The sequence below is a fragment of the Gluconobacter sp. Dm-74 genome, from assembly GCF_018256135.1.
In the GTDB taxonomy this organism is placed as follows: Bacteria; Pseudomonadota; Alphaproteobacteria; order Acetobacterales; family Acetobacteraceae; genus Gluconobacter; species Gluconobacter cadivus.
On sequence record NZ_JAERLX010000003.1, the window covers coordinates 344,030 to 362,517 of the forward strand.

Consider the following 18,488-nt stretch of genomic DNA (forward strand, 5'->3'; position numbering starts at 1 on the left):
GAAGGCTGCGAGGCGATATGTCATGGATGACCGAACCGATCGGTCAGCGGAGGGTTCCAAACCCCGCACAGCAAGCCCGGTCACGATCTGACAGACCTGTTTTCAAAGCGAGAAAAACATTATGGCGCAAGGCGATCAGGCCGATCACGCGCAGGATGGCACGACATCCGACAAGAACGGAAAGCCGCAGAAAAAGCGCAATCCCCTTGTCCGGATCGCGTTGATCCTGCTGGTGGTTCTGGTTCTCGTGGGTATCGGGGCCTATCTTTTCCTGACCCGCAACAATATCGAGACGGATGACGCCTACACGGCCGGTCGCAAGATCGCCATAGCCCCTCACGTCAACGGGTACGTTACGCAGCTTCTGGTGAATGATAACCAGTTCGTCCACGCCGGTGACCTGCTCGTGAGAATCGATAGCCGGGACTACGCTGCTTCTCTAAACAAGGCCGAAGCCGCCGTGTCTCAGGCGAAGGCCAATATTGACGCCTATCAGCTCATGCTGGCCGTGGCGCACAAGAACTTTCCCGGACAGCTCGTCACGGCGCAGGGCAACCTCGCTGCCGTTCAGGCGGAACTCATCAAGGCGGAAGCCGATTACCGTCGCCAGCGTTCGGTGGCCCGTGCTGCCACGTCGCAGCAGGATATCGACTATGCCCGTGCTGCGCTGGACCAGGCGAAGGCCCGCGTCCTTCAGGCCCAGGGTCAGCTCACGCAGGCCGAGCCGGTCAAGGAAAACGTGGCCAGTGCCGATGCCCGCGTCACGCAGGAACAGGCCTCCCTCGCATCCGCCAATGCAGAGCTGACGCAGGCCCGCCTGAACCTCGAATGGACGGAAGTGCGCGCCCCGCATGACGGCTGGATTTCCCAGCGTAACGTTGAGCGTGGCGATTACATGCAGGTCGGGCAGGAGATGTTCTCCATCGTCGAGCCGGAAGTCTGGATCGTGGCGAACTACAAGGAAACGCAGCTCACCCACATGCGTCCCGGGCAGAAGGTGGATATCGACGTCGATGCCTACCCGCAGCTCAAACTGCATGGCCATGTGGATTCCATCCAGCTTGGCTCGGGTGAATCCTTCAGCGCCTTCCCTCCTGAAAACGCGACCGGAAACTTCGTGAAAACGGTCCAGCGCATCCCGGTCAAGATCGTGGTGGACAGTGGACTTGACCCGAACCTTCCGCTGGCCCTTGGCCTGTCTGTCGAGCCGACGGTTTATGTGAAATGAGTGATACTGCCGGGCATCAGGACTGGAAACCCAGTCACAATCCGTGGCTTGTGGCCGTCACGGTCACGCTGGCGGCCTTTATGGAGGTGCTGGACACCACCATCGTCAACGTGGCGCTGCCGCATATCGCGGGATCGCTCGGCAGTTCGTATGATGACGCCACCTGGGCGCTGACGTCCTACCTGGTGGCGAACGGCATCGTGCTGACGATTTCGGGCTGGCTGTCGCGGTTCTTTGGCCGCAAACGCTACTTCCTGATCTGCATCACGATGTTCACCGTCTCGTCCTTCCTGTGCGGACTGGCGACATCGCTGCCGATGTTGGTGGTGTTCCGGCTCATGCAGGGCTTCTTCGGGGGCGGTCTGCAACCCAGCCAGCAGTCCATCATTCTCGACACGTTCCCGCCTGAAAAGCGCGGGGCGGCGTTCGGCCTGACGGCCATTGCCACCATCGTCGGACCGGTTCTGGGTCCGATGCTGGGCGGCTATCTGACCGATAATTTCTCCTGGCGCTGGATTTTCTTCGTCAACGTGCCCTTCGGCATCCTGACGGTGATGGCCGTGACGGCTTTCGTCGAAGATCCGCCGTGGGAACGCATGAAGCGCGAGAAGGTGGACGTGATCGGCATCAGTCTGATTACGCTCGGCCTCGGCTGTCTCGAAGTCATGTGCGATCGTGGTGAGGATGACGACTGGTTCGGTTCGCCCTTTATCGTGACCATGGCCGTGCTGGGTGTGATCGGCGTCCTCGGGGCCATTCTGTGGCTGTGCTATGCGAAGAACCCGCTGGTTCGCCTGTCGGTCTTCAAGGACCGCAACTTCGCGGTCGGGACGTTCCTGATTTCGATGGTCGGTGCGACGCTCTATGCTTCGGCGATTGTCGTGCCGCAGTTTGCCCAGCAGGTGCTCGACTATACCGCGACCACTTCGGGTCTGCTTCTGGCGCCGGGCGGTGTGGCGGTGATCTGTCTGATCCCGATCGTGGGCATCCTGATGAAGTTCATCCAGATGCGCTACCTCATTGCGTTCGGATTTTTCGCGATGGGCATGGCCATGTTTCAGGCCTCGAACCTCTATGCCGCGATCGATTTCAGACATCTGATGCTCTACCGCATCAGCCAGACGGCCTCGCTGGCGTTCCTGTTCGTGCCGATTTCGACAATCGCGTACTCAACTCTGCCGCGCGAACTGAATGCCGATGCGTCCGCCCTGTTCTCGATGGCCCGGAACTATGTCGGCTCCCTCGCCATCTCTCTGGCGACGGCGGCAATCATCGAGACCCGGCAGCGTCATCAGACCTATGTCACGGATCACATGACGGCGGCCAATCCGGGGCTTAATTCCTATATTGCCAATGCGCAGAAGGTCGCGGAGGCGCACGGGTTCCCGGCCGCGCAGGCGCATCAGTTCGCCCTCTACCGGACCTTTCAGGAATTCACCTCTCAGGTCGCCATGCTGGCTTATAATGAGGTCTTCTGCTGGATTGGCGTGATTGCGCTGTTCGTGGTGCCGCTGTGCTTCCTGCTGTCTCCCAACGGCAAGAAGGCGGCTCAGGCCTCAGGCGGCGGTCACTGATGGCGCGGTTCGTAGATCTTCAGGAAGCTGTCAGCGGTAAAGGCGGCGAATTCCGCGATGGCGGCATCGCTGTCATCGACCGGCAGTCCGAAGCGTCGGTGCTGGATGATGCGGGCCTGACACATGAGCATGAACTGCTCGGCCGAGAGGCTCGGATCAGCAATCTCCAGTTCCCCGAGGGCCACGCTGCGCGCAAGATATTCCGTCAGGTTGCTGAGCGTTCGGCCAAAACCGTAGCGCCAGAACGTATCGGCCAGATTGGGAAATTTTTCGACTTCGCTGACGATGATGCGATGCAGTCCCAGCGCCATCGGCGAAATCAGCAGATGAACCGTCATGTCTGCAAAGCGGATCAACGTCACGCGGATGGATTGTTCACTGCCGTGCGACAGCGCTTCGATGGGCGCCAGATGGCAGCGGGCCTGTTCCTCGAAGAACGCGGAAAACAGGGACGCCTTGCCATCGAAATGGTTGTAGAGCGTTCCCTTGGACACGCCGGCCATCTGCGCGATGCGGGACATGGACGCGCCTTCGTAGCCGTCCGCCAGAAAGATCGTTCCGGCGCCCTTCAGAATCTGTTCGCGCTTGGCGTTTCCCGCAGGATCGGTGTTGGTCGATCCGTCGGGAGTGTCCGCGTGGCCGTCGTCCGTGATGCCCGTCATGTGAGCGAAAAATCCTTCTGTCCGTCAGGTCGTCTCTCTAACATGCTGACCGAACCGGTCGGTCACTGCAAGATCATTTCCGCTTCAGGAGTTTCTTTGTGAGCGCAGCCTTCACTTCCCGCGCGCTGCTTTGCGGCTGCGCCCTGTTCACCCTGTCCGGCTGCCTCATGGTGGGGCCTGAATATCACGCGCCCAAACCCTGGTCGCCCGCCCACTATACGGATCATATGGCGGGTGCGCCCGACAGCATCATCAGCGAGATGAAGGCCGACAGTCGCTGGTGGCAGGTTTTCCATGATCCCGAACTGACGTCTCTGGAAGCGCGTCTGGTCAATCAGAACCTGTCCTTCCGCCTTGCGACCGCCAATCTGGCGCAGAGCCGCGCGCAGCTCATCATGGCGGGGGCCGAGCGCTTCCCGGCCCTGAGCGCCTCGGGTTCATATCAGCGCAGCCAGTACAGCACCAAGGAAATGCAGGAGATCATCAGCCGGGTGGGCGGCAATATCGCGAAGTCCGCTGGTAACACCCTCGGATCTTCGGTCGGACCACTCCTTCAGGGAGGGGCCGATGGTGCCACGGTTCCGCTGCTGAACCAGTGGCGCAGCGCGATTGACGCGACCTATGAAATCGATCTGTGGGGCCGTGTCGCGCATCAGTATGACGCCGCCAAGGCCGATCTTCAGGCCACGGACGAGGAGCGGCGCTCCATTCTCATCGCCCAGCAGGCCGACATGGCGCGGGGCTATATGGGCCTGCGTGGCGACCAGCAGCGTCTGAAGATCCTGCGTGACAATCTGCGGGTTCTCACGCAGATCACCTCCATCGCGCAGGAGCGCTATCATGGCGGTCTGGTGACGGAGCTGGATGTGGACTCCGCTCAGGGCCGTCTGCATGACACGCAGGGTCAGGAAGCGCAGCTTGAACAGGCTGTGGCGCAGGAAGAAAACGCGCTTGCGCTGCTTCTGGGCGCCCCTCCGGGCAGCCTGAATGCCGAGCTGGACAAGAACGCCGGCGTGCCGGTCGTGCCGCCTGTGGTGCCCGTTGGTATTCCGTCCGAACTGGCCCAGCGCCGTCCGGATATTCGCGAGGCCGAGGCCCATCTGCGTGGTGCGGTGGCCGAGGTGGGCGAGGCCACGGCGGATTTCTATCCGAAGGTCACGATCAACGCCGATTTCGGGTTCCAGACCCTGTCGTTCCGCGATCTGGGGTTCTGGAATGCGCGCGCCTGGAATGTCGGGCCGTCCATTTCGCTCCCGATCTTTCAGGGCGGACGGCTGTACGGACAACTTGAGCTGAAGAAATACGCCCAGAAAGCAGCGGCGATTTCCTATCAGCAGACCGTCATCAAGGCCTGGCATGATGTGGACAATGCGCTGATCGCGTATCGGGATGAGCAGCTCCATCGTCAGGGCCTTCAGGCGGCTGTCAACGACAACACCCATGCCCTCATGCTGGCGCAGAGCCAGTATCGCAGCGGCCTGACGAACTATCTGAACGTCCTGAACGCGCAGTCACAGCTTCAGTCCGCCCAGCTTGACCTGGTCAGCAGCGACGCCACGCTGGCGACAAACCTGACGCGTCTTTACAATGCGCTCGGCGGTGGCTGGGAAGACGCTCTCCCAAACAATCCGGACGTGGCGAAAGCACAGCTCGCCTCCGCAACGCCCGGTCCCTGAACGGAAAGCTCCTGAACGGGAGGCTTAAGCCTCCCGCAAGCCGGTCCCGTCAGGCCCTTATCCGTTAGGCTTTATGTGCGACGGACCGGCCTTTCGAGCCCAGAATCTCGAAGGCTTCGTTCAGTCGGCCGACGATGGATTTCTCTCCCACGCGCAGCCATTTGCGCGGATCGTAAAGGGACTTCATCGGCTTGTCGGTGCTGGGGTCGATCTGGTGCTGGAACGCGACCGGATGCTCCAGAACATAGTGGCCCACGCCCTGTGCGAACGCGAACTGGATGTCGGTATCGAGGTTCATCTTGAACACGCCGTAGGACACTGCGGCGTCGATTTCCGCAAGCGTCGAGCCTGAACCGCCGTGGAACACCAGCGGCAGCGGCTTGGGACCGCTTTGCGTGGCCTGCTCGACCGCTTCCTGCGAGTTCTTCAGAATCTCAGGGCGAAGCTGCACATTGCCCGGCTTGTAAACGCCATGCACGTTGCCGAAAGACGCGGCAATCGACACGGTTCCGATCGGGGAAAGCAGGTTCCACGCTTTCAGAACATCTTCGGGCTGGGTGTAGAGATGGGCGTTGTCCGCACCATCTTCGAGGTCGTGGCCCACGCCATCTTCCTCGCCGCCGGTCACGCCCAGTTCGATTTCCAGTCCCATTCCCAGAGGGGCAAGCCGCTTGAGCATTGCGACTGACGTCGCAAGGTTCTCTTCAAGAGGTTCTGCGGACAGATCGAGCATGTGGGACGTAAACAGCGGCTTGCCGGTCGTCCGGAACTCTTCCTCGCTCAGGGTGATGAGGTCGTCGAGCCAGGGGATCAGCTTACGGTCGGCATGATCGGTATGAAGGATGACGGCGATGCCGTATTCCTTCGCCAGAAGATGGACGTGGCGTGCCATCGAGGCCGCGCCGAGCACGCGGGCGCGATGGGCGTCGGGCAGGCCTTCGCCGGCATAAAAACGCGCGCCACCATTCGAGACCTGAATGACGACGTCCGATCCATTCCGGGCCGCCGCTTCCAGAACGGCATTGACGCTGTCGGTGCCGACGACATTGATGGCGGGAAGGGCATAGCCCCCTTCATGGCAGGCCTTGATAAGGGCCGTATAACTGGCGCCACTGACGACGCCGGGTGAAACTCTTGACATTGGCGGCTCCAACTGAACGCATGAAACAGGCCAGCAAAACGGGTGCGGCTGTAATGCGTTGTACTGTACGATGCCAATCGGTTTTCGTCATGAGCCTTCAAATCACTGAAAGATTTATTGTCAGGATTTGTCGCTTGTGATGCCCGCCCTGTGGAGACTATGGAAAAAGACATGGTGCCAAATCTTTCCGACCCAGATCTTCCCGCCCGTATCCTCGTCGTCGAAGATGACGCCGGAATGCGGACCCTCATCCTCCGTGCCCTTCAGGGCGGCGGCTTCCGCGCACGGGGTGTTGCCTGTGGGGAGGAGATGTGGGCCGCGCTTGAAGTCGCACCCGTCGATCTCATCATCATGGACATCATGCTGCCGGGCAAAAGTGGCATCGAACTGTGCCGCGCGCTTCGCAGCGGGCAGGGTGCCCAGCATGAAAACGAGACGCCTCCCGCCCAGGTGCCGATCATCATGGTTTCCGCACGGGGCGAAGAGCGCGATCGCGTGACCGGTCTCGAATCGGGCGCGGATGATTACGTCCCCAAGCCGTTCGGACAGCGTGAACTTCTGGCGCGTGTGCGGGCCGTGCTGCGTCGCGGCATCGCCACCACCGGCGCCCCGCAGGAGCGTGTCCGCCGTGAGACGCTGCGTTTTGCAGGCTGGACGCTTGATCTGCGCCGCCGCGAACTGACGGACCCGTCGGGCGCGACCGTCGATATCTCCGGCGCGGAACATGACCTGCTGACCAGCTTTCTGGACAATCCGCAGCGTGTCATCGCGCGTGATCGTCTGCTGGAACTGTCGCGGACCCGTCTGGGGGATGTGTCGGACCGGAGCATCGATGTTCTCGTCAGCCGCTTGCGCCGCAAGCTGGGCTCGGACGCCGACCAGCTCATCCGGACCGTGCGCGGCCTTGGATACATCTTCGTGGCAGAGGTTGAACGGGTCTGAATATTCAGAATCGCATTCTGCTGTGGCCGCTGGGGCTGGTCGGGCGCGTCTGCGTTGTCCTGACCGTCGCAGTGACACTGGTGTTTCTGACGAACGCCATTTTCTACGGTCAGGCTGAAACCTATATCGTCGATGACGTGCGTATCGCCCAGCTTGGCGAGGCGCTGAGCACGGATCTGCGGGTGCTGGCTGCGGCACCTGTCAGCCAGAGATCGTTTCTGGCTGTTATGCTCTCGGGCAGCGAACTCAGCGTGGCCTGGCAGCCAGCCTCCATCGCGCCCGTATTGCCGGGACATCCCCCCGTCGCGCTCACACAGCTCGTCCGGCGTCTGAAAGCGGACGATCCCATTCTCGAACAGGCCCATCTGGACCTCTATACACTCGGACCGGGGAGTGCGGACGTGCTGGGGTCCCAGCGTCTGCCGGATGGAAGCTACATCCATTTCCGGGTGCCGGGGATGCTCGGTCATCACCGTGTCACGCGCGGTCTGGCCTCGGCAGCGATTGCGGCTGGCGCGGTCGCCATTGCTGCGACCATGCTAATCCGCGGCCTTAGTATGCCGCTCCGTGCGCTGGCCTCGGTCGCCGACCGCATCGGCTCTAACGAAACATGGGTGCCGCTGGCTGAGCGTGGTCCGCCGGAAGTCCGCGGCCTCGCCCGTGCCATCAATGCGATGCAGGAGCGCATCCAGAGTCTCATCAACGACAGAACACAGGCTCTGGCGGCGGTTTCGCACGATCTGCGAACGCCCCTGACGCGCCTGCGCCTGCGCTGCGGCTTTCTCAATGACGGCGAAGCACAGGCCGCCATAGAGGCCGATCTGGACGAGATGGAAGCCATGGTGAACGGCATCCTCGCCTATCTGGCGGGGGCCGACGATCCCGAAGTCCCCCGCACCATCAATATCGTTGCGACGCTCGAAACCCTCGTGGACGACCATGTGGATCGTGGCCATGAGGCCCATTACGAAGGGCCGGACCGCGCACTGGTCCATGTCCGTCCGCTCGCCATGAAGCGCGTCCTGTCGAACCTGATCGAAAACGCCATCAACTATGGCGGCAACGTCCTTGCCACGCTCCGCACCCGCGAGGATGGCGCGCTGGAAATCGCCATCAGCGACAGCGGCCCCGGCATCCCTGAAAGCGAATACGAACGTGTGATCGCCCCCTTCTATCGTCTGGAGGGCTCACGCTCGCGGGCGACGGGGGGAATCGGGCTGGGTCTGGCCATCGTGCAGCGCGAAATCTCGCGCGAGGGCGGGACTCTGGTTCTCGGGCGCGGAGACGCCTCGAAAGGCTATGGCGGGCTGTGCGCGACCATCATCCTGCCGAAGGGACTCCCGTCTCCGTCAAGGAAAAATGAGGGAAAAGGCGAGGGGCAGGGCGAACAGGTCTGATCGGGCGTGTTCCAGCGTTAAAAACACGCGAAGTCGGACCAATGCAGTCCCGACACTTGCACCTTGAGGCGAAGTGGCACATGTCAGGGCGGACTGGAACGCAAGGACATGACCACGATGTTCATCGAGACCGAAGACACCCCCAATCCCGCTACCCTGAAATTCCTGCCCGGCCGCAGCGTGACCGGCGATGCCCGGCCCGTCGATTTCGGTGATGCCGATGTCGCTCTCGGACGCTCCGAACTGGCGACCGCGCTGTTCGGGCAGCCGAATGTGCGCCGCGTCTTCCTTGGCGGCGATTTCGTTTCCGTCACGAAGTCCGACGACATCAGCTGGGGCGACCTCAAGCCCGTCGTGCTGGGCACGATCACGACCTTCTTCGAAAGCGGCCGCCCGGTTCTTTCGGGAACACAGTCCGTTCCCGAACATGATGTTGCGCCCGAAGACGCCGAAGTCGTCAGCCGCATTCAGGACCTGCTCGACACCCGCGTGCGCCCTGCCGTGGCCGGTGACGGCGGCGACATCGCGTTCCGTGGCTACAAGGACGGCGTGGTCTATCTGGCCATGCAGGGCGCATGCTCCGGCTGCCCCTCTTCGCGTGCGACCCTGAAGCACGGCGTCGAGAACATGCTGCGGCATTATGTTCCCGAAGTCGCTTCGGTCGAACAGGTCGAGGACTGAATCATGGACGGCCAGACAGCTCCTGATTGCGCCCCGGTTCCGGGCGCGGAAGCTCTGTTCACGCAGGCCCGGACGCCGCGCAGCTTCTTGCCGCGTCCGGTCGGGGAAGATGTCCTGCGCCGTCTGTACGATCTGGTGAAGCTGGGGCCGACCTCTGGCAACTGCTCGCCGGGTCGCTTCGTTTTCCTGACGACGCAGGACGCCCGTGAGCGCATCCGCCCCGCGCTGTCGCCGGGAAACGTATCTCGCGCCATGGCGGCCCCGGTTCTGGCCGTCGTGTGCCATGATCCGTTGTTTTTTGAAGCGCTGCCCCGTCTGAACCCGCAGGAGGGCCTGCGCGACTGGTTTGCCGCTGATGTGGGCCTGTCTGACGAGACGGCCTTTCGCAACGGTACGCTCGAAGGTGCCTATCTCATCATGGCCGCCCGGATGCTGGGCCTGTCCGCCATGCCGATGTCCGGCTTTGACTGCTTCATGGTCGAGGACACGCTGTTGAACGCCACCGGCTGGCGCGTGAACTTCCTCGTCGGGCTTGGCTATCCGGCGGAAAACGAACCTGCCCCCGACCATGCCGAGCCGCGTGCGCCCCGTCTGGACTTCGGAGAAGCCTGTCTGTGTCTGTGACAGGGTCTTCACGGACGGTCGTTTTCAATGGGGCCGGGGCAGGGGCCGGTCTGACCAGTCTGGTGGCTCTGGTTGAGGACGGTCGGGTTATTGCGGAAAAATTGATGGCGGGGCGCGGCGCTTCCGAGCATTTCGCTCCCGCCATCCGCGATCTTTTGGCGCAGAACGACTGGACCACGGCCCCTGATCGTGTTGTGGCCGTCCTCGGTCCGGGATCCTTCACCGGACTGCGCTCGTCCCTGTCACTGGCCGCAGGTCTGGCGGCAGGCTGGAACTGCCCCACGATCGGCGTCACGCTCGGTGCGGCCATCCGCGCCACCCTCAGTCGTCCGGACGCTGTCTGCGTCAGTATCGCGCGCCGGGGACGGGTGTTTGTGGACCCGCCGCACGGGCCCGTCATGGCCAGCCAGACCGTCGATCTCGACCCCGTAGACTGGGCCTGTGTGACGGGCGATGCCGTGTCCGAAAAATCGGACTGGCCGTGTCCCGTGCTGTCCTGCGAGGCCCCAACCGCTCTGGGCATCGTTCAGGCTGCACAGGGCGTTTCTCCCGGTCCCTTGATGCCGCTTTATGTCGATCCGCCCGAAGCCAAGCCGCCCGCAGCCGGTCTGAGGCCCTTGCCCCTGTGAGCAGTCCGGAACCGGCGTTTGAGCTGCGGACGATGGGGATCGAATGTGCGCCGCTTCTGGCGGAGCTTCATGAAGCCGCATTTCATGGCGGAGAAGTCTGGAGTGCGGCGTCCTTTATTGATTTACTATCCATGCACGGAACGGAAGTCGTCATTGCACTGATCGACAATAGTCCTGCCGGTTTCATTCTCTCGCGGACAGTTCTGGATGAAACGGAAATTCTGACACTTGCGGTTCATCCATATTTTCGCCGCAGAGGTGTCGGAAGGTCTTTGGTGCAGGCCATTCTGCCCAAAGGACAAGTATTTCTGGAAGTAGCAGTCTGTAACAATTCGGCTGCTGCACTGTATGAAAAATGCGGTTTTGTAAAAGCCGGCCTGCGTCGCGGCTATTACAGGGACGGAAGTGACGCGCAGGTCCTTGTTTCTAACGCCTTTTGATACTCAGGCAGTAAAGATCCGCCCTGTCTGGAACAGGCGAATCAGCCAGAATTGTATGGCCCAGTGCCTGCACTGATGCCCGGACGTTCTTGCGTGTTTCTGTTCCATGGAGCCACACGTCAAGTCTCTGTCCCGAAGTCATGGCATCGAGTTTGGACCGAACATATACAGTCGTCATGGGGCATTTTTTCTCTGTTATATCTATGAAGAATATTTCATTTTCTGTCACAGTCTCGTTTCTTTCTTTTTATGCTTGAACGAAGCAATTTATGACTGCTACATGCTCACTCGCTCAAGGATGAAGGACTTATCTAATATGTCGCAAGAGACAAATGCTCCCGAACTGCATCAGCTGACCGCGCAGATCGTTACGGCCTATGTATCAAACAACGATATTCCGGCTGACGCTCTTCCGGCCCTGATCCGGTCCGTTCATGACTCTCTTGCAACGGTGAACGTTCCGGAAGAGGCTCCTGCCGAGAAGCTGGTCCCGGCCGTTTCGCCGCGCAAGTCGGTTTTCCCGGACTACATCATCTGCCTTGAAGACGGAAAGAAGCTGAAGCTGCTGCGCCGTCACCTCAAGACAGCCTACAACATGACGCCGCAGGAATATCGCGAGCGTTGGGGGCTGCCGCCGGAATACCCGATGGTTGCTCCGAACTACGCGAACCACCGCTCTTCGCTGGCCCGCAAGATCGGCCTCGGCCGTCGTCGCGAAGACTGAGAGCCTCCTTTCCCTGTCGCCGGTTTCTTCATCCCGGCGACAGGGAAAACCTCGACAGGCTCCATAAAGTGGACAACACGCCTGTTTTTCGGCTAGGCCGCAGATATGGTCGCAAATACGAAAACCGCTGAGAGACGCAGCAGCCCCGGGAATCGGAAGGCCTCCTCTTCCCCCGTGCCGGATGATTCGCACATTGCCCGCCTGTGTGTGGAAAGCGGTCTGAAAATGACCGGCCAGAGACGTGTCATCGCACATGTCCTGTCCATTGCCGACGATCACCCCGACGTCGAAGAACTCTATCGCCGCGCCTCCGAGATCGACAGCCGCATCTCCGTGGCGACCGTCTATCGTACGGTGCGTCTCCTTGAGGAGAAAGGCATTCTCGAACGTCGCGATTTCGGCGGTGGACGAGCACGCTATGAAGCCAGTGACAGCGGCAACCACTACCACCTGATCGACGTGGATAGCGGCCGTGTCATTGAATTCGAGGACGACGAACCGGTCCGTCTTCTGGAGCAGCTGGCTCAGCGTCTGGGATTTGACCTCGTCTCCCATCGCATCGAGCTGTTCGGCCGTCGTGCCGAGCCCGAAAACAGGAAAAAATCTCCTCCCGAAAACAGGAACAAGAGCGGATCATGACCACCAAACTGGATGGCACTCCCATTTCCGCTCCGCATACGCTGGCCAGCAGCGAAGAAACCCTGCGTCAGATGGAGACGCTCTCCACCCTGTCCCTGAACCGCGAAGGCGGGTTTCAGGAACTGCGTGGTGGCACGCTGGGTGTGCGCATCGCCGAGACGGAGGAGGAGCGCGACGCTGCTCAGGCCCTGCGTTATCGCGTCTTCTTCGAAGAACTCGGCGCCCATCCTGACGAGCGCGCTTTCCGCACCAAGCGTGACGTTGATGAATTCGACGAGGCGGCCGATCACCTTCTGGTTATCGATCATGACAAAGGCCCCGGTGCCGCCGGTGTCGTCGGAACCTATCGTCTGCTGCGCTCGGATGCCGCGGAGAAGGTGGGGCGTTTTTACACGTCTTCCGAATACGACATCTCGACCCTGACGGAATTTCCCGGACGTCTGCTTGAAGTTGGTCGCTCCTGCGTGGCGAAGGAATATCGCGGCCGTTCCGCCATGCAGCTTCTGTGGCGCGGTATTGCGTCCTACATCTTCCTGCACCGGATCGATGTACTGTTCGGGTGCGGCAGTCTGCCGGGAACCGACCCGGACGCTCTGGCCGACCAGCTCACCTACATGCACCACAACCATCTGGCTCCCCCGGCCTTGCGTATCCGCGCGCTGCCGGACCGTTATGTGGAAATGCAGCGCACCGATCCGCATGTGCTGGACTACCGCGCCTGCCTCAACAAGCTGCCGCCGCTGATCAAGGGCTATCTGCGTCTGGGCGGTTATGTCGGTGATGGGGCCGTAGTGGACGAGCAATTCAACACCACGGATGTCGCCGTTCTGGTGAAGAGCGAACTTCTGGCGGACAAGTATTACCGCCATTACGAACGCCGCCTGCGCGACGCCCTCGACTGACAGCCTTCCCGCAGCCGGATCTTCAGGGTCCGGCTGTTTTTTATTTCAGCCCCTTCGTCAGCCGGACGGTTCTCCCATGATTTCGACGCTCCCTGTCCGTGGCTGGCGGCTCGCCGGATTGATGCTGCTTGCCGGAGCGCTCGCAGCCCTGTCCCTGCCTCCGGTCCATCTCCTGTTCCTGCTGCCTGTCGGACTGATGGTCCTGTATCGCGTGTCGGAGGATGCGCGGTCGTGGAAGCAGGCGGCATGGTGCGGTTTTCTGTTCGGCATGGGCTTCCACACCGTCGGGCTCTACTGGCTGACGAACGCGATTCTGACGCGTGTTCACGAATTCTGGTGGGTCGTGCCGTTTGCGTCTCCCGGCGTTTCGCTGCTGATCGCGCCGTTCATCTGCGTTCCGGCCGTGCTGTGCCGCGTAGTGCCGCCCGGCTGGCGACGGGTGCTGATGTTCGCGGGAAGCTGGACCGTCATGGATATGGGGCGCGTCTTCATGTTCTCGGGGTTTCCGTGGAACCCGCTCGGCAGCGACCTTGAACTACCGGGCCTCGCTGGAGACGTCCTAATTCAGCCCGCCGCCGTTCTAGGTGTGGATGGGCTATCGCTGGCCCTCGTGCTCGGCTCACTTGCGCTGTTTCGCGGCAGACGTGCAGCGTTGGCGGTACTGGCCGTCTGCGTGCTCTGGGTCGGTGCGGGCGCATGGCGACTGTCCACTGCAACGCCCCTGAATATCACCAATCCCCGGGCCGTTCTGGTGCAGGGCAACGTGCCGGAAGCGGAAGTCATCAGCCATGCGGATGCGGTCGGCAATTTCCGCCGCTATCTGAGCCTGACGGCACAGGGCGCACAGAAAGCCTATGCGCAGGGCGGTCGGTCGCCCGTGGTGATCTGGCCGGAATCCGGCTTCCCCGGCCTTCTGGACGAAGATACGCTCGCCCGACAGATGATCGCCCGTGCGGCAGACGGTGCCCCGGCTCTGGTTGGCTCGGACCGCCAGTCTGGCAAGGACTGGTTCAACAGCCTGATCGCGGTTGCTCCCGATGGCAGCATTGCGGCCATTTACGACAAGAGTCGTCTGGTGCCGTTCGGCGAATACCAACCCTGGATTCTGCCGTTTAACGTGCTGCCCGGTGTTCTGACGCCGGGGCCGGGTCTGAAGACATGGGATCTGCCGGGTCTGGGGCGCGTGGGGCCGATGGTCTGCTATGAAATCATTTTCTCTGGCTCCGTCACGGCCCGCAACGACCGCCCGGACTGGCTGGTGACGATTTCAAATGACGCCTGGTACGGCAACAGCGCCGGCCCGCGCCAGCATCTCGCTACGGGGCGGATGCGAGCCGTGGAGGAAGGGCTTCCGGTCGTGTTTGCCAACAATACCGGAATTTCCGCCATTTATGATGCGACCGGACATGAAACTGCCCGTCTGGGCTGGGGGCTGGCCGATGTTCTGGTCAGCGATATTCCGTCGCCGCTTCCCCCGACATTTTTCTCCCGCTTCGGGCGCGCGACGCCCCTTACGCTTGCGATCCTGTGCATGATTCTGGCCCTGTTTCCTGCGATTCACAGGCGACATAGAACGACACAAAAAGGTTAACATTGACAAGCTGTTGTAGTTTTATTAACCATCAGGACGTGCCAGAAAAACAGTCCTCTTCCTCGGATCGTACTCGCTCCGAAACCCGCAGTTCTGCTGCGGCCGGGCCTGTAGACGCCCATGTAGGCAACCGGATCAGGCTGCGCCGTACCCTCATGGGGTTGTCGCAGGAAAAGCTTGGCGAGGCGCTGGGCCTGACTTTCCAGCAGATCCAGAAGTACGAACGGGGCGCCAACCGCGTCGGCGCCAGCCGTCTTTACGATCTGGCGCAGATTCTGGACGTGCCGGTCGGCTTCTTTTTCGATGATATGCGAGAGGCTCAGGAATCCCGGACCTTTGCGTCGCGGCCTTTCCCTGAGACTTCCCGGCCTTTCACTCCCGTCTTTGGTCAGTCCCAGCCTTTCAAGGGACCGGTTACGGGGTTTGCCGAAACTCAGGCCGCATTTGGCGATCGTCCGGCCCGAAGCGCTGCATCGCCCCGCCTGTTCGATCTGCCGGTGGACGAGGCCGCCCTGTTCAGCCGCCGCGAGACGGTCGAGCTGGTGCGGGCCTATTACCGCATCCCGGACCCTGCGGTCCGTAAACGGATGCTGGACCTGATCCGCTCCCTCGGCGCGGCAGATCCGAAAGCGGACTGAACGCCGGGCCTTTATTCCCGACGCAGAATGCTGTCATTGACGAAAGACGCCAGCTTTCCAGCCTTGAAGTCGGCGCGCAGACGGTCCTCGTCATACTCGTTCCGCACCCAGTCCATAAACGGCAGACGTCCCTCGGCTTCTTTCTGATAGCGCAGGAAAAACGCATCCAGGATCCCGGTGCGGGAGCGGTTGAAATGCCCGAACCGCCAGTGCAACTGCCCCAGAGCATCCTGAGCCGTGCCGCCTTCGAACATCAGTACCAGCCCGGATGCCAGACCCGCGCGGTCCGCGCCGGATTTGCAGTGCATGAGCATGGGAAAAGCCAACGTCTGATACATGTCGTAAAACCGTAGGATACGGTCACGATGCGGCGCGCCCCGGCTTTCGAATGCCATGTCGAGATGCGTCAGCCCCAGTTTTGCGCTAGCCCCGCGTGACAGCGCATCGGAGCCGCATTTGCGATGTCCACGCAGGTTCACGAGCGTCTTCAGATGCAGTCGCCGCTTCAGGCTCCGCAGCCGCGCGGGCGTCGGATGGTTGCAGCGCCAGACCTTGCCCGGCACGACGGGGGCGAGATTGGTCCAGCCGAGCCGGAAGATGGAATGGTCCACGAACAGACTGTCCCACCAGGCGCGCCGCCGTGTGGCAGGGGTCGTGATCCGGCCTTCGAACATGGTAAATGCATCCTTGCTGGACAGGCCGCTGATCGCGGCGGGAACGCGCTGTGTCCCATCCTGCAAAGGGATGCGTCAACCGCTGAAAAGTGCTATATTGCCTGTCATGCGTTTCGTCTCTTCCCTCTTTATGCTGTCGTTTCTTGCCATGACAGGCTGCGGCTCCATGCTCAGCGGGCCATCCCCGGACATGGCCCCCCTTCCGCCGCCGGGTGCAGGCCCGGGTCACGGATCGCATGCTCATGGCAGCGCCCGTCACCGTCAGGGAAGCGGCGTGTCCTATGCCGATGACGCTCCGGTCATGCCCATGCCGCCGGGTGCGGAAAGTCCTGCACCGTCCTCCCATGAGACCGACAGCGGGCCATCCTCTGGCAGCATGTCCTTCGGTGGGCAGGGTGGAAGCGTCGATATCGCACCGCATCCGGCAACGCCGGATACCGAAGTGTCTTACGGTAAAAACAATACGCCCAACTGACCGGAGATCTGTCGGGGTTTCTTCATGATTGCGTAACACTTGGCGTGTTAGGGGCTTTGGCTTGAACATGCGCCAAATCCACGCTCTGGAGACTCCGATTATGACTGAGCAGGTCAAGGCAGATATTGCCGAACGACTGCTTTTTCTTGGCATCGGCGCGGCTGAGAAAGCCCATCTGGCCAGAATCCGCCCACAGGCCCTGAGCGTTCTGGGATCTGCGCTGGACCATTTTTATGGCCGGATTCTTAAAACTCCGGCCCTGAACAAGTTTTTTTCCAGCGAGCAGCATCGCAATGGCGCACGCAGCCAGCAGGAAAAGCACTGGAAGCAGATCCTTCAGGGCGAGTTCGGCGCAGATTATGTTGCGAGCACGCGTGCGATCGGGAACACGCATGCCCGGATCGGCCTCAAACCCCAATGGTATGTCGGCGGTTATGCCCTTCTGATCGAAGGCATGGTGACGGAACTGCTCCGCCAGCACTGGCCCCAGCCGCGCCGCAGCGTTCTGGATCGTCTTCTGCGCCGGCCGGCCAAAGGAACCTCCGCTGAGGAAGCGGCTTCCCAGATCGGGCTTCTGATCCGCTGCGGCCTCCTCGATATGGAACTCGGGCTGGAAACCTACACCCAGAATCTGGACGTGCAGGAACGGTCGCGGGCGGAAAACGAGCGCATTCAGAGCCTCGCAGCCCTGTCGGATGCGCTGGCCGATGCACTGGATCGCATGGCAGGCGGTGATTTGGTTCAGCAGATCGATCCGTCGTTGGAAAACGGCTCAAGCCGGATGGGCGGTGCGTTTCATCGCGCCTGCGAAGGGCTCGGACGGATCGTTCATGCCGTTCGCGAGACCTCGGGGGCTGTGGAACAGAGAGCCCGCGAAATCAGTGGCTCTACGGAAGACATCACCGGCCGTATCGCCGAGCAGGTCGATGCGTTGGCGGCTGTCGCCCGTAATATTGCGGAACTGACGTCTTCGGTGAAGGCGGTGGCCGACGAAGCCCGTCAGGCCGATACGACCGTGGCCGATTGCTGTCAGGAAACCGAACAGGGCCGTGAAATCGTCGGCAAGACCGTCGAGGCGATGGCCAAGATTTCCTCATCCTCCAACCGGATCGTCCAGATCATCGGCGTCATCGACGAAATCGCGTTCCAGACCAATCTGCTGGCGCTCAATGCGGGTGTGGAAGCCGCCCATGCCGGAGATGCAGGACGTGGTTTTGCCGTCGTCGCACAGGAAATCCGGGCGCTGGCGCAGCGTTCCGCCACGGCGGCCAAGGAAATCAAATCACTGATCGCCAGCAGTATGCAGGATGTGCAGCGCGGTGTGCAGATGGTCGACGAAACCGGTACGGCCCTCGGCAACATCAGCACGTCAGTTGAGCGTCTGGGAACGGCTGTGGGGCAGATTGCCTCGGGCGCTGAAGCGCAGGCCCAGCGCATCATGGATATCAACGCCAGCACGACGCAGCTTGAGGGCGTGACCAAGAGCAATGCCGCGATCGTCCATCAGACCAGCAGCGCCAGCCAGAAACTGGTCGGCGATGCCGGAGAACTGACGCGCGTTGTGCGGAACTTCAAGGTCCGCAAAGCCCAGTCCCGCCCGTCACAGCGAGGAGGGCTCCCCTCCGCGCCAAAAATGCCGTCCCAGAACGGCATCCGGGAAAAAGCTTGACCTCAGGTCTCGATCGAACGGGCTTCGTCAGCCAGCATGACCGGAATGCCGTCCCGGATCGGGAAGGCGAGCTTGGCCCGGGGGCTGATCAGCTCCTGGGTCTCACGGTCATAGGTCAGCGGCCCCTTGGTCAGAGGACAGACCAGAAGGGAGAGGAGGCGTGGATCAAGTTCAGTCGTCAT

The 18,488-nt window shown here is 61.5% G+C and carries 21 protein-coding genes; 16 read left to right on the plus strand and 5 right to left on the minus strand.

Features of this window, described 5'->3' with window-relative positions:
* Positions 1–121 precede the first annotated feature (121 nt).
* Both JK208_RS07090 and JK208_RS07095 read left to right on the plus strand, forming a co-directional pair.
* Entirely contained in the window at positions 122–1,228 is a 1,107-nt protein-coding gene (locus JK208_RS07090; RefSeq protein WP_062029973.1) for an HlyD family secretion protein, read from the plus strand.
* Complete coding sequence (locus JK208_RS07095; RefSeq protein ID WP_211575151.1) at positions 1,225–2,802, plus strand: DHA2 family efflux MFS transporter permease subunit; 1,578 nt, start codon at positions 1,225–1,227, stop codon at positions 2,800–2,802. Before JK208_RS07090 ends, JK208_RS07095 begins: the two co-directional genes overlap by 4 nt.
* Here JK208_RS07095 and JK208_RS07100 read toward each other — a convergent pair.
* A complete protein-coding gene (locus JK208_RS07100; RefSeq protein WP_211575152.1) occupies positions 2,796–3,464 on the minus strand; it encodes a TetR/AcrR family transcriptional regulator in 669 nt (222 codons plus the stop codon). The genes JK208_RS07095 and JK208_RS07100 overlap by 7 nt on opposite strands.
* A 98-nt stretch (positions 3,465–3,562) precedes the next feature.
* On the opposite strand from JK208_RS07100, the gene JK208_RS07105 reads away from it, so the two are divergent.
* Positions 3,563–5,140, plus strand: coding sequence for an efflux transporter outer membrane subunit (locus JK208_RS07105; protein WP_211575153.1), 1,578 nt, complete (start codon positions 3,563–3,565; stop codon positions 5,138–5,140).
* 64 nt (positions 5,141–5,204) lie between these two features.
* Here JK208_RS07105 and fbaA read toward each other — a convergent pair whose 3' ends face one another.
* The gene (fbaA, locus tag JK208_RS07110) at positions 5,205–6,281 is read right to left on the minus strand and encodes a class II fructose-bisphosphate aldolase (protein WP_211575154.1); all 1,077 of its coding nucleotides are present in this window, start codon (positions 6,279–6,281) and stop codon (positions 5,205–5,207) included.
* Positions 6,282–6,452: 171 nt separating this feature from the next.
* Between fbaA and JK208_RS07115 the strand changes: the two genes are divergently transcribed.
* The 6 genes from JK208_RS07115 to JK208_RS07140 all read left to right on the plus strand — a co-directional run bounded on the left by JK208_RS07115 (position 6,453) and on the right by JK208_RS07140 (position 10,994).
* Positions 6,453–7,223, plus strand: coding sequence for a response regulator (locus tag JK208_RS07115; protein ID WP_099285864.1), 771 nt, complete (start codon positions 6,453–6,455; stop codon positions 7,221–7,223).
* Between the two features lie 20 nt (positions 7,224–7,243).
* Positions 7,244–8,620, plus strand: a complete 1,377-nt coding sequence (locus JK208_RS07120) for an ATP-binding protein (protein ID WP_249202017.1) — start codon at positions 7,244–7,246, stop codon at positions 8,618–8,620.
* A gap of 117 nt (positions 8,621–8,737) precedes the next feature.
* Entirely contained in the window at positions 8,738–9,301 is a 564-nt protein-coding gene (locus tag JK208_RS07125) for a NifU family protein (RefSeq protein ID WP_211575275.1), read from the plus strand.
* A 3-nt stretch (positions 9,302–9,304) separates the two neighbouring features.
* Entirely contained in the window at positions 9,305–9,925 is a 621-nt protein-coding gene (locus JK208_RS07130) for a malonic semialdehyde reductase (protein ID WP_211575155.1), read from the plus strand.
* Positions 9,916–10,554 carry a tRNA (adenosine(37)-N6)-threonylcarbamoyltransferase complex dimerization subunit type 1 TsaB gene (tsaB, locus tag JK208_RS07135; protein ID WP_349291966.1) on the plus strand — a complete coding sequence of 213 codons (639 nt, stop codon included), beginning with the start codon at positions 9,916–9,918 and terminating at the stop codon, positions 10,552–10,554. The genes JK208_RS07130 and tsaB overlap by 10 nt, the downstream gene beginning before the upstream one ends.
* A complete protein-coding gene (locus JK208_RS07140) occupies positions 10,551–10,994 on the plus strand; it encodes a GNAT family N-acetyltransferase (protein WP_349291967.1) in 444 nt (147 codons plus the stop codon). Before tsaB ends, JK208_RS07140 begins: the two co-directional genes overlap by 4 nt.
* Here JK208_RS07140 and JK208_RS07145 read toward each other — a convergent pair.
* The gene (locus tag JK208_RS07145; RefSeq protein ID WP_211575156.1) at positions 10,981–11,223 is read right to left on the minus strand and encodes a sulfurtransferase TusA family protein; all 243 of its coding nucleotides are present in this window, start codon (positions 11,221–11,223) and stop codon (positions 10,981–10,983) included. The two genes, JK208_RS07140 and JK208_RS07145, sit on opposite strands and share 14 nt — an antisense overlap.
* A gap of 87 nt (positions 11,224–11,310) precedes the next feature.
* On the opposite strand from JK208_RS07145, the gene JK208_RS07150 reads away from it, so the two are divergent.
* From JK208_RS07150 to JK208_RS07170, 5 genes are all read left to right on the plus strand, one after another.
* Positions 11,311–11,718 (plus strand): MucR family transcriptional regulator, encoded by a 408-nt coding sequence (locus tag JK208_RS07150; protein WP_062029993.1) that lies wholly within the window; start codon positions 11,311–11,313, stop codon positions 11,716–11,718.
* 105 nt (positions 11,719–11,823) lie between these two features.
* Positions 11,824–12,357: a Fur family transcriptional regulator gene (locus tag JK208_RS07155; RefSeq protein ID WP_211575157.1), complete on the plus strand. Its 534-nt coding sequence runs from the start codon at positions 11,824–11,826 to the stop codon at positions 12,355–12,357.
* Between the two features lie 71 nt (positions 12,358–12,428).
* A complete protein-coding gene (locus JK208_RS07160; protein ID WP_174694226.1) occupies positions 12,429–13,259 on the plus strand; it encodes a GNAT family N-acetyltransferase in 831 nt (276 codons plus the stop codon).
* Positions 13,260–13,335: 76 nt separating this feature from the next.
* A complete protein-coding gene (gene lnt, locus JK208_RS07165; RefSeq protein WP_211575158.1) occupies positions 13,336–14,850 on the plus strand; it encodes an apolipoprotein N-acyltransferase in 1,515 nt (504 codons plus the stop codon).
* A 155-nt stretch (positions 14,851–15,005) separates the two neighbouring features.
* On the plus strand, positions 15,006–15,488 hold the full coding sequence (locus tag JK208_RS07170) for a helix-turn-helix transcriptional regulator (RefSeq protein WP_235993316.1): 483 nt from the start codon (positions 15,006–15,008) through the stop codon (positions 15,486–15,488).
* Positions 15,489–15,499: 11 nt separating this feature from the next.
* On the opposite strand, the gene JK208_RS07175 is transcribed toward JK208_RS07170, so the two are convergent.
* Positions 15,500–16,162, minus strand: a complete 663-nt coding sequence (locus JK208_RS07175; protein WP_211575283.1) for a tyrosine-protein phosphatase — start codon at positions 16,160–16,162, stop codon at positions 15,500–15,502.
* Positions 16,163–16,268: 106 nt separating this feature from the next.
* Between JK208_RS07175 and JK208_RS07180 the strand changes: the two genes are divergently transcribed.
* Positions 16,269–16,637, plus strand: a complete 369-nt coding sequence (locus JK208_RS07180) for a hypothetical protein (protein WP_211575159.1) — start codon at positions 16,269–16,271, stop codon at positions 16,635–16,637.
* Between the two features lie 100 nt (positions 16,638–16,737).
* The gene (locus JK208_RS07185) at positions 16,738–18,306 is read left to right on the plus strand and encodes a globin-coupled sensor protein (RefSeq protein ID WP_194266948.1); all 1,569 of its coding nucleotides are present in this window, start codon (positions 16,738–16,740) and stop codon (positions 18,304–18,306) included.
* 2 nt (positions 18,307–18,308) lie between these two features.
* On the opposite strand, the gene JK208_RS07190 is transcribed toward JK208_RS07185, so the two are convergent.
* Positions 18,309–18,488, minus strand: a complete 180-nt coding sequence (locus JK208_RS07190; protein ID WP_194261215.1) for a Trm112 family protein — start codon at positions 18,486–18,488, stop codon at positions 18,309–18,311.